General features: G+C 31.3%; 12 protein-coding genes. 7 read left to right on the top strand and 5 right to left on the bottom strand.

What is annotated here, in order from left to right; genetic code table 11:
• On the bottom strand, positions 1-230 hold a 230-nt coding region (locus OM075_RS19470), incomplete at its 3' end, for a transposase (protein ID WP_301192220.1).
• Positions 231-444: 214 nt separating this feature from the next.
• On the opposite strand from OM075_RS19470, the gene OM075_RS19465 reads away from it, so the two are divergent.
• From OM075_RS19465 to OM075_RS19445, 5 genes are all read left to right on the top strand, one after another.
• Positions 445-1,218 (top strand): NAD(P)-binding domain-containing protein, encoded by a 774-nt coding sequence (locus OM075_RS19465; RefSeq protein ID WP_301192219.1) that lies wholly within the window; start codon positions 445-447, stop codon positions 1,216-1,218.
• Between the two features lie 166 nt (positions 1,219-1,384).
• Entirely contained in the window at positions 1,385-2,008 is a 624-nt protein-coding gene (locus OM075_RS19460; protein WP_301192218.1) for a hypothetical protein, read from the top strand.
• Positions 2,009-2,270: 262 nt separating this feature from the next.
• Entirely contained in the window at positions 2,271-2,699 is a 429-nt protein-coding gene (locus OM075_RS19455; protein WP_301192217.1) for a hypothetical protein, read from the top strand.
• Positions 2,700-3,035: 336 nt separating this feature from the next.
• Positions 3,036-3,626: an RNA polymerase sigma factor gene (locus OM075_RS19450; protein WP_301192216.1), complete on the top strand. Its 591-nt coding sequence runs from the start codon at positions 3,036-3,038 to the stop codon at positions 3,624-3,626.
• A 61-nt stretch (positions 3,627-3,687) separates the two neighbouring features.
• A complete protein-coding gene (locus OM075_RS19445) occupies positions 3,688-3,864 on the top strand; it encodes a hypothetical protein (RefSeq protein WP_301192215.1) in 177 nt (58 codons plus the stop codon).
• 27 nt (positions 3,865-3,891) lie between these two features.
• On the opposite strand, the gene OM075_RS19440 is transcribed toward OM075_RS19445, so the two are convergent.
• Positions 3,892-4,878, bottom strand: a complete 987-nt coding sequence (locus tag OM075_RS19440; RefSeq protein ID WP_301192214.1) for a glycosyltransferase family 2 protein — start codon at positions 4,876-4,878, stop codon at positions 3,892-3,894.
• A gap of 93 nt (positions 4,879-4,971) precedes the next feature.
• Entirely contained in the window at positions 4,972-6,186 is a 1,215-nt protein-coding gene (locus OM075_RS19435; RefSeq protein ID WP_301192213.1) for a 6-phosphofructokinase, read from the bottom strand.
• Between the two features lie 385 nt (positions 6,187-6,571).
• Between OM075_RS19435 and OM075_RS19430 the strand changes: the two genes are divergently transcribed.
• Entirely contained in the window at positions 6,572-8,218 is a 1,647-nt protein-coding gene (locus tag OM075_RS19430) for a diphosphate--fructose-6-phosphate 1-phosphotransferase (protein WP_301192212.1), read from the top strand.
• 168 nt (positions 8,219-8,386) lie between these two features.
• Entirely contained in the window at positions 8,387-8,785 is a 399-nt protein-coding gene (locus OM075_RS19425; RefSeq protein ID WP_301192211.1) for an RrF2 family transcriptional regulator, read from the top strand.
• Here OM075_RS19425 and OM075_RS19420 read toward each other — a convergent pair.
• Together OM075_RS19420 and OM075_RS19415 are read right to left on the bottom strand one after the other, a co-directional pair.
• Positions 8,782-9,492: a 16S rRNA (uracil(1498)-N(3))-methyltransferase gene (locus OM075_RS19420; protein ID WP_301192210.1), complete on the bottom strand. Its 711-nt coding sequence runs from the start codon at positions 9,490-9,492 to the stop codon at positions 8,782-8,784. The two genes, OM075_RS19425 and OM075_RS19420, sit on opposite strands and share 4 nt — an antisense overlap.
• 33 nt (positions 9,493-9,525) lie before the next feature.
• On the bottom strand, positions 9,526-11,751 hold the full coding sequence (locus OM075_RS19415) for a PAS domain-containing hybrid sensor histidine kinase/response regulator (protein WP_301192209.1): 2,226 nt from the start codon (positions 11,749-11,751) through the stop codon (positions 9,526-9,528).
• Between the last annotated feature and the right edge of the window lie 104 nt (positions 11,752-11,855).

The following is an 11,855-nucleotide window of genomic DNA, read 5'->3' as shown; positions in this document are numbered from 1 at the left end:
CACCATTTAAAAGTAACATGAGTATCAGTTACTTTTAAAATACGTGCATTAGAAATTGCCACCCGATGTGAGTATCTACCCAAATATTCCACTACAGAATGTGTTGAACCAAAGGCTTGCTTGGCATACACCACCCAGAGTTTCGGAATTAAATTGTGAGGTACAAACTTGTGTATTTTACCCTTCTGCTTTAACTTATGCAGCTTTTTAGTAAAAATGGCACTAAACATATTCAACATTTGTTTTACATCAAACAAAAGTGGGGAATTGCATACTCAATATGAAAATTAAATGAGTTCGTATCAGTAGTGAAGTTAAGCACTGCTATAGTTATAACTAAAAAATACCTCCTAAAGATGAGCTTATATCTGAAGAAAAACACTAAATTTTAAACCACATAATGACTATTGCTACCTTGGTTATAAATATAAAAACAGACTTATAATGGCTCAAAAAATTAGCATGTTAGGGTGTGGTTGGCTTGGATTACCCTTGGCTATTGATCTTATTAACAAAGGATATGAAGTATATGGATCAACAACTTCAGCATCAAAAATTAACGACTTGACAGAAAATGGTATTAAACCTTTTCTTATAGACATAGGCAATATTAATACTGATTTACGGGATTTTTTAACTTCTGAAGTTTTAATAATTGCTATTACTTCCAAGAATATTGATGATATCCGGAATCTCATCACGCATATTGAAGCTTCTGAGGTTAAGAAAGTATTGTTTATAAGTTCAACTTCTGTATATCCTTTTACCAATGGAATTGTTACTGAAGAAACCAACACTTTAGATACTCCTCTTGCTCAAATAGAAAGATTATTCATTACTAATTCTTCGTTTAAATCTACGATACTCCGGTTTGGTGGTTTATTTGGTTATAACAGAAAGCCGGGAAATTTTATTCGTACTCATAAACAGGTTGATAATCCGGAAGGGTATATAAATTTTATACATAGAGATGATTGCATACAAATAATTGAGCAAATCATAATAAAAAATGTTTGGAATGAGATTCTCAATGCCTGTGCCGATGAGCATCCTAAACGACGGGAATTTTATCTTCAAGAAATTCAAAAAGTGGGCATATCAGCAGTTGTTTTTAATGAAAATTCAAAAAATGAATATAAGATCATAAATAGTCAAAAGATGAAAATATTGCTGAATTATGAGTTTATACATGGAAAATTAATGGATATAAGTGAGTAATACCCTGATAGGCTAAGGATATTAAAGATAAATAGCTTCACTAAATAATAAATACTGAAATAATAATTATTTTTAACGGTTTAATAAACTAAATACAGAGCAAGAATATGTTGCATCGTATGGTGGATTGTTAAATAGTTAGCATTCATTCCCCAAAACTAAATAAATGAATAAAATAGTAATGAAAGGAATACTTTATGGATTTTTTGTTCTTTTGCTTCTGGAATCATGCGATAATGAAAGAAATCAGCTGACCGTGAAATCACTAATTAAGTTTGATATGTTTTTAACTAGAAACATATCTATTCTTGATACAAGAATTAGTTCTATTCCAAAATCTAACAATAATCAAGATTTGATTTTGAGAACGGATATAATATTAAATTCTTTGGAAAAAATAAGAGAAGATTTAACGGAACTAAGTGGACTAAATGAAAATTCAGTTAAACTTACAAAGCTATTAGACTATAGTCTATCGACAGAATATTTCTTAAATGAGGATAATATGGTAGCCTATAGGCTTAAAAAAGACATTAATGAATATGTTTCCTATTTAAATCAAACATTAGAAGATGAAGACCTTAAAAAAATTATAAATAAGCAGTTAGATTTAAGAAATTTGATAGATGAGAATAAGGTTATGATTAGTTGGGAAAGTGCTAATTTTGAGCATGTTTCAATATTGGATTGCATAATTAATATCGAGAAATTAGAATTTGAAATTAAAAGTATTGAATTGTTTATACTATCTGAAATCGAGAAGAAAGAACTATATGCCAATAAAAAATAAAGAGCATAGGCACTCAGAATAAATTTGGGAGTTTGGTGCTTTAAATAAGTTCTCTGATGCTGTTGCTTCGACTAGTAGGAAGTATAAATTTATAACCAAAACAATGGCTTCCATCTGTTGGGATTTTGGAGATTCAGTTTTTTAAATCATCCTATGACCCCAAATATAAACCATTGTAACTATTATACATAGTATATTTAAGAATTATCAATTGGGAGTTTTAATTGTAGAAACAAATTACTCAGAGATATTTTAACTAAAAATGCGAATCATAAAGAAGTTTTCAAGTCAATCACTATTTGGTTTTTTATTACCATTACTTCTAATGTTGATCGTTATTTGTTATGTAATTTATATTGTAGAAGGAAGGAGAATTTTGGTTACATTATTATTTATGCCATACTTGTTTCTTTTATATATATATCGTTGCTCTTTGACATGGGATATGTACATTCTTGATAATGGAATAGGATTTAAAAATAGGTTCAAACTATTTGGACGAACAAAATATAGCTTTCAGTTTTCAAGTATAGAAAATGTAAAGATTAGTTTAATTATAAGAGGAGGACCTTCTATTACAGTAAGTTCAGAGGACTTTAAGAAAACATTTCAGTCAATAAAAAGACGAGAAATGGAAGAAATAATTGCTCAACTTGAACAGAATAATGTTTTAGTCAGTGTGATAAGATAAATCATATAATATTCCAGCAACTAATTAATAAAGTATTTGGAATCAATTATATTTTTAAAGCATGTTAATATATTCGTCAATATTTTTTAGTTAAGTCATAGTTTCGTTTAATTTCTTGAGCTTTGGATCATATATGAAGACTAGATTTATTAACTAAATAGGTATTTCAATACAGCAACAACTAAAAATATAGTGTTCATGTAATTTTTATATAATTGATTGCATTTTTAGTTTTTTTTTACTTTTTTGCAATCACTATAAATGATTTAATTAATAACCATAAAAAAGATTTGCCTATAGAAGAAATGTTTACACTTTAATTTAAAAGTTTAAAACATGGATAAGTTAATTTTACTTTCTGAAAATGAATTAATTAAATATTTCATTGGCGGGAAAGAAGAATGCTTGCAGATTTTAATTGATAGGCATAAGAATAGAATATACTCGTATATTTTAATGATGGTTAAGAATCAAGAACTTGCCGAAGATATATTTCAGGATACCTTTATTAAAGTTATTACTAATCTCAAAAAAGGAAAATATATTGAGAATGGTAAATTTGCTTCGTGGGTAATGAGAATATCTCATAATTTGATCATTGATTACTTCCGAAAACAAAAGAATTTACAAACCGTATCTAATGATGCCAATGATTACGATTTATTAAATTCTGCAAAGTTTTCTGATACTACCATTGAAGATAAAATTGTATTTACTCAAATATTAAAAGAAGTAGGAGAGTTGGTTGAGTTTTTACCAGATAATCAAAAGGAAGTGGTAAAAATGCGTCATTATATGGGCTTGAGCTTTAAAGAGATAGCAGAAGAGACTGGAGTTAGTATTAATACTGCCTTAGGACGTATGAGATATGCTTTAATTAATATGAGAACAATGGTAGAAGAAAGAAATCTTTCTTTATCTGTATAATCTTTACAATATAATTAGATGATTGGCGTTATAATATTAAATTTTTAATGTTATAAAGCCTATGGATTTGAATTATACCAGTTTTGAAGAGAATATTGAAGAATATAGTTTATCGCTTATTAAGGTAATAGAGAATTTACCTGATACATTTTTTATAAATATAAATTTATCACCATTACCTCAAACCATTCAAAATATTTTAAACTTTTCAAAAAGTTTAAAAACAGAATGTAGTTGATTTAATAGGGGTAATATAGCGTATGTATTATTTGTAAAAATTCTTCTTAAATGCGGAGAATTCTCCTTTTTTAAGAAGATGTCTTTTAATAAAAGCGGTAAGAAACCCACTTCCATACCCAAATAGTTGTGTATGTGATGTTATGATGGCAATAAAACCAGGAATAACTTCTTTGGTTTTTATTGTAGCATCAATTAAAAATAATAATGATGGAATAAGTAGTAACCAACCTATGGTTGGAAAAATAAAACTTAATAATACCCAAACAAAGAAGCCAAGCGTAAAAATAGCAGGCATCCAATGAACAATTTTGATGGTTCCCGGATGACGGAAATTTAAATTAATACGGGCAATTCCAGAATTGTATACCTGTTTAAAAAACGATTTGAAGTTATTTCTTCGTTTATGATAAACCCATGCATCTTCAATTAACATGGTTTTATATCCGTTTTCCTGAATTCGCATACTAAAGTCAAGATCTTCTCCGAATCTTAAGCTTTCGAAACCATGTAATTGATCAAAAACTTCTTTCTTAATTCCCAGATTAAAACTTCGGGGGTAGAACCTATCCAATTTTTTTTTGCCTCCTCTTATACCTCCTGTAGTTAAAGTTGAAGTCATTGAATAATTGATAGCCTTTTGAATTGTATTAAACGATTCGTGTGCTTTATCTGGCCCTCCATAGCAATCAGCAGTGCTAAAATAATGATTAACATGCTCAAAATAGTCTTTAGGAATTAAGCAATCAGAATCAAAGAAAATTAATATTTCACCTGTAGCTAAACTGGCTCCGTAGTTACGGGCTGGTCCAGGTCCACTATTATCCTGAGTAACGTATTTAAGATTTAATTTAGAAGAATATCCATTGCAAATATCTTCAGAAGACAGGTATGATCCGTCTTCAACAATAATTACTTCAAAATTTGAATATTTAACTTCAGTTAAACTATGAAGTAATTCATCAATTTCTTGAGGGCGATTAAATACAGGAATAATAATCGAAAACTTTGGCATAAATATTTAGTTTGCGACAAAGATATAATTAAGAAATGCAAAAGCAAGACATAAAAATAAAAAGCCTGAGATCAGGACCTCAGGCTTTTTATTTTAAGTAAAATCTGTAGTAAGGAACATCATTGGATCTCCAATCAGATTTTGAAATATTGGTCTGTATCTGTCTGTATCGTAAAATTTTGCAATGTTTACTTTCTTGATGCTTTCACCATGTTGATCTTTTTTAACTGCTTCAATGGATACATAGTCGAATTTTCCATTTTTGATACAAACCATATGTCCGGATTCTCCTTTAATAATTAAATCCATAGCCATATTGCCGTATGTAGTAGGAATAATGGAATCCAGTGCATCTGGTTGTCCTGATCTAACCAAATAACCCAGTTTTTGGTTTATAATATTAATTTCTCTGCCATTATTGTATTTTGCAGAGTGTCTTCTTAATTCTTTACCTATTTGTTCTCCAATACCACCCAGTTTCTTATGTCCAAAGGCATCTGTTTCTGCATCTGAATAAATAATTTCCTGTCCATCAAAAGTAGCACCTTCAGAGACCAAAACTACAGAGTAATTACTTGGGTTGTTGCGTCTGTCTTCTACCATTAATTCAGTTAGGCGTTCTGTGTTGATGGAATATTCCGGTATAACACATCTGTCGGCAGCTCCACCTATTGTTGGTAGCAGTGCAGAAAAGCCCGCGTTCCGACCAAATACTTCAAGAACTAAAAATCGTTCGTGCGATCCGGCACAGGTTCTTAGTTCATGAGTTAGTTCTATAGTGCGGGTAATACAGGTACTAAATCCTATACAATATTCAGTTCCGGGAACATCCCCATCCATTGTTTTTGGGATACCTATTACTTTGATCCCTTCTTTATGTAAACGAACTGCATAACTCAGTGTATCATCTCCACCAATAGGCACAAGGTAATCGATTCCAATGTATTTTAAGTTAGCAACAGCCTCGTCAGTCAAATCAGTATACTCATCTTTGTATTTGTCCTTAAGGTGATCGGGTATATCTTTTTGAGCTACTTTGGTAGCTTTTGTTCGGCTCGAATGTAAAAACGTTCCTCCGGTTCTTCCTATTCGGTTAACAGTAAGTTCGGTTAGAGGAATACAAAAGGTTTGGTCTTCTAATTTTTTGGATCTGTCAATACTAATAACACCTTTCCAGCCATTTTTAATACCTATTACATTGTAGCCTTCTCTGATTGCTCGTAGTGTTATAGCTCTGATAGCAGGATTTAAACCCGGAACATCACCACCTCCGGTTAAAATACCAATGGTTAACTTTGAATGATTCATTTGCTTGATTTTTGGGGTTAGCTAAAATTTTAACGCTTAAGAATTGAATATATCATCAAAATGAACAGTAGATGAGTTATTTAAATATAGTGAATAACTTTAAAAGGAGCGTAGTTTTTTAGAGAAAATTGCAAACTAACTGTTCAGAATCAAGTGTTTACTTGAAAAAAGGTGATTTTTAAAAGATAATGAGTTTAAATTACTGTTAAATCGTAAATAAATAAGGTATTTTTTTTCGAATTTGAAAAAATATAGACAATTTTGCAGCTCTTTAAATTTTCGCCTTTTATATTCGGTATAAAACGGTTTAGTATTGATGTAAAGTGCTGAAAATTTGAATTATTCAGGAAAATTTTTCTAAAAACTATATTAATATTTGGATAAGATGATTAAAAGTCCACTTCAAATCGCAAGAGAGAGCTACTCTCCAAAATTACCAGCAGCACTTAATGGTTCTGTAAAAATTGTTGAAGGAAAAAACACTGAGTCAGTTGCAGATCAGGCTGATATCGAAAAACTTTTTCCTAATACTTATGGAATGCCTGTATTAACCTTTGAAGAAGGTGAATCTACAGCAACAACTGAACCAATTAGCGTTGGTTTGATTCTTTCTGGAGGTCAGGCACCAGGAGGTCATAACGTAATTTCAGGAATTTATGATGGATTAAAAAAGTTAAACCCTGCAAATAAAGTGTATGGTTTCTTAGGAGGTCCTGGTGGTTTAGTTGACAATGATTATAAAGAATTAACTGATGATATTATCAACCACTACAGAAACACCGGAGGTTTTGATATTATTGGTTCAGGTAGAACAAAATTAGAAGAAACTGAGCAATTCGATAAAGGTTTAGCTAACTGTAAAGCTTTAGGAATTAATGCATTGGTTATTATTGGTGGTGATGATTCAAATACAAATGCTTGTGTATTAGCTGAGTACTATTTAGCTAAAAATGCAGGTGTTCAGGTAATTGGTTGTCCTAAAACAATTGATGGTGACCTTAAAAACGAAATGATTGAAACTTCATTTGGTTTTGATACTGCATGTAAAGTATATAGCGAATTAATTGGTAACATCCAACGTGATGCTAACTCTGCTAAAAAATACTGGCACTTTATTAAATTAATGGGACGTTCAGCTTCTCATATTGCATTAGAGTGTGCATTACAAACTCAGCCAAACGTTGCGATCATTTCTGAAGAAGTGGAAGCTAACAATATGACTCTTGATGAAGTTGTAACTTACATCGCAGATAAAGTTGTTGCTCGTGCTGCAAATGGTGAAAACTTTGGTACAGTTCTTATTCCTGAAGGATTAATCGAGTTTATTCCTGCAATGAAAAAATTAATTGCTGAATTAAACGATTTATTAGCTCATAACGAAGCTGAGGTTAATGCTTTTGAAACAAATAAAGAGAAGAGAGAATACTTAGTTGAAAAATTATCTGCAGAAATGGCAGAAGTATTCAAAAGCTTACCAAACAGTATTGCAAATCAGTTAATGTTAGATCGTGACCCACACGGTAACGTACAAGTATCATTAATTGAAACTGAAAAGCTTTTAGCTGATATGGTTAAAGCTAAATTGAAAAAGATGAAAAAAGAAGGTACTTATGCAGGTAAATTCTCTACTCAGGTTCACTTCTTTGGATACGAAGGTCGTTGTGCTGCTCCTTCTAACTTTGATGCAGATTACTGTTATTCATTAGGATATACAGCATCTGTTCTTATCGCTGAAGGTAAATCAGGTTATATGTCATCTGTACGTAACTTAACAGCTCCTGCTGCTGAGTGGATCGCTGGTGGTGTACCTGTAACCATGATGATGAATATGGAGCGTCGTCACGGAGAAATGAAACCAGTTATTCAAAAAGCACTTGTAAGATTAGATGGTGCTCCATTTAAAGCTTACGCTGCAAAAAGAGATGATTGGGGATTAAATACTAAGTATGTATACCCAGGTCCAATTCAGTACTTTGGTCCAACTGAAGTATGTGACTTGCCAACTAAAACATTAATTGAAGAAAGTAAATAATTACTTTTGAAATAATGAGATATAGAAAGCCGCAGTTTGTAACTGCGGTTTTTTTGTTATTTAAATATAATTTTAAATAAAAAATGAGATTTTACTTCAGAGTCTGCGATTTTTTGCTGTATTTTGCTGAAGTATTACATATATGTTAATTTTTATCAATCCCTACTAATGTCAAAGATTATTACACTTTCAGAAGCTGCATCAATTGCATTGCATGGAATGGTTCTTATTGCAAAAACTGATCATAAACTTAATGTAAATCAAATATCTGAACAAATTAATAGTTCAAGACATCATGTAGCAAAGGTGTTTCAACGTTTGGCTAAAGAAAATTTTGTTTCATCAAACAGGGGACCTAGTGGAGGATTTGTTCTTAAAAAGGAGCCAAGTGAAATCACATTATTAGAGCTTTATGAAGTGATAGAAGGCCCGGTTGAAGTACAAGGTTGTCCTGGTGAGAAAAAAGATTGTCCTTTTAATCAGTGTATTATGGGGGATGTAGCCGAAGTACTTGCTTGTAGATTCAGAGATTTCCTTGGTCAACAAAAACTGTCAGATTATCTTTAGTCTGTTAAATTGATAAAATTAACTGTTGCACAAGCCATTAGTGCAGCAGTTTCAGTTCTAAGTCGGGCTTTACCTAATGATATGGCCTGAAAGTTATTTGCCGTAGCTAATTTTACTTCCTCTTCAGAGAAATCACCTTCAGGGCCAATTAAAATGATGGCATCTGTATTTTGCTTATAGCATTCTTTCAATAGTGTTTTACTGCTGTCGTAGCAATGCGCAATAAATTTATTGTCGCTGCTATTTTCTTGATCTTTAATAAAATCTTTGAATTTGACTAAGGGGTTTAAAACCGGTTTATATGATTTTAAAGATTGCTTGGTTGCAGAAATTAAAACTTTCTCCAAACGTTCCGGTTTAATTACTTTTCTTTCTGAATGATCGCATATTATAGGGGTAATTTGTTCAACACCTATTTCAGTTGCCTTCTCTAAAAACCATTCAAAACGATCAATATTTTTTGTAGGAGCTACCACCATATGAATGCTAAAAGAACGCTCTTTATCAATTTTAGCATCAATGATATCTAGCTTGCATGCCTTAGGATTAGCATCTGTTATTTTTGCCGTAAAAATAGTACCACTACCATTTAATATTGAAATCTCATCTCCATTGGTATGTCTTAAAACCCGAACGCAATGTTTTGATTCTTCTGTATTTAATATGGGATTTTCTGCTGAAAATTTATCGTCAAAAAATAACTGCATAACTATAATCTTATTTACAAGGCGACAAATATACTAAATGTTGTTAGTATACACTACAGGCAAAGCAATAGTAAAAACAGAACCTTCATTTAATTTTGATTCTACGGATATAGAACCGCCCATTAATTCAATTAAACTCTTTGTTATGGCCAGGCCAAGCCCGGTTCCTGCATTTACTTTTGTTGTTCTTTCTGCTTGTCTGAATCGCTCAAAAATAATATTTAAATCTTCCGGAGATATGCCTTCACCAGTATCAATTACTTTTATGATTAATATTTTTTCATCATGTTTGTTAATCTTTAGCGAAACAGTTCCTTCAGAAGTGAATTTTACGGCATTAGATAAAAGGTTTAATAATACCTGTTCAATTCTAAAGGGATCAGAATTAAGCCAAAGTATTGGATAAGGGCATCTAATTTCGAATCTGATATCTTTATTTCTCGATTTTATTAAAGTATCAACAGAGTATTTGATATGTTTAAGTACCTGATTCAGATCAAATTTCTCATTTCTAATCTTTAACTGATCAGATTCTATTTTTGAAATATCAACAATGTCATTGATAATATTGAGTAAATTTTCACCTGAAGTTTTTATCTGGTCCAGATAATCACTTTGTTCTATGTGTTCAAGATCCTGAGAAAGGAGAATGTCTGAGAACCCTAAAATGGCATTCATCGGTGTACGTATTTCATGGCTCATATTAGCTAAAAAACGGGATTTGAGTTTATCGCTCTCTTCAGCCTTTTCCTTTGCTCTTTTTAACTTTACCTCAATTCTCTTTTGCTCTGAAATATTCATTAACACCCCTGTAATGCGGAGAGGATTGCCATTTGTATCTGTATCGGTAATTTTGCCATGAATGGAGAACCATTGAATGGTTTTATTTTTAAGGTATAATCGGGCTTCAGATTTAAATAGATTTGTTTTCCCGGATTTATATTTATCCCAATTGTCTTTTACCTTTTTAAGGTCTTTTGTGTAAATAAATTGTTCCCAATTGTTAATGTTAATATCTATGTTGTCAGCAGAGTCATACCCTAACAGATGGGCGAATCTGTTGTTATAAACCACTTCTCTGTTTACCAATGAAATATCCCAAAAGCCCTCATTGGCACTTTCCAGCGCTAATTCCAGCCTTTTTTCACTCTCGGTTAATTGTCTTTGAATACTTCGCCTCCGTATAGCATTGGTAATCAATAAAAAATTTAAAATAACCAGAATAATAAGTATGGAAGTAAAAAATATTAATTTCTTTTTATGCTTCACATAAAACGGAATCTCTTTATTTAAGAAGATGGTGTTCTTAGGTAACTTATCGTAATTAAGATTGTATTTTTCTATTAAATTAAAATCATATTTATAATTATACTTGCTTGAAGAGTATTGGTTTACGATGGCTTCGGGATTGTTAATTCTTTGAGCTAATAATTGGGCAGCATCATAACCCTGATGATAGGAGCTTATTAAATGGCCACCCACAATAAAATCACCAAGCAGAAATTCCCAAAAGCTGTAAATAGGAATATTTACATCCTGAAGAAGCTCCATACCCAGGTATTTCATTTCAATTGGAACGTCGTATTTATTCGAATACAAACTCAGCAGGATAATAATTTTATTGTCCTTTTGAATAAGAGGTAGTTTTTCTTTTATTGAATCATAATCCGATCCATCCAGGATGATATAAGGGAAGGAGGGTTTAAATTCGTTTAAGCCTGTTTTAAATTGAGATAAAAAGATCTCTCCGGAAAGGGTTTTATCTGAAATGACGATTAAAGTGTCAGTTTGGGGGTTTAATATAAAGGCTTGTTTTAAGGTGTTTTTAATATCAAGATCTTCACGTATAACCTTAATTCTGTTTTTGTTAAAGTTAAAACTATCAATATTGTTTACTCCACAAACTGAAACAGGAATGCTATCGTTCCATATACTGTCACCCATTTGAAGAAAATACTCAAACGCAAAATTATCAGCACATATAATACCATCTAATTTTAAGTTGTTGTATTTCTTTTTATAGAGTTTGGTGAGTTCGTTATAAAAATCTTTTTGTGGAAATCTTTTAAAGTCCATATATTCCACAAAAACCCTGCACGAACTTAAATCTCCCATACCATCAATCACACCCCTGGTTAAATCTTCAGTCCATTCAAATCCCGGATGATAAGAGTTTAAAAGTAATATTTCTTTGATTTCTTTACCGAAAATGGCAGGGGTTGCAAATAAAAAAAGAAATAAAATAAGGTTTAATCGCATAGGAATTGATATTAGTTATCCATTATAAATATATTAAAATAAGACTATAATTATTGCTTGTTTGAAATTTTAGGTGAATTTTTACTTATAATGCGAAGGATTCC

Source organism: Plebeiibacterium sediminum (assembly GCF_026013605.1).
Lineage (GTDB): Bacteria > Bacteroidota > Bacteroidia > Bacteroidales > Marinilabiliaceae > Saccharicrinis > Saccharicrinis sediminus.
This window is presented reverse-complemented; position numbering and strand designations above follow the sequence as displayed.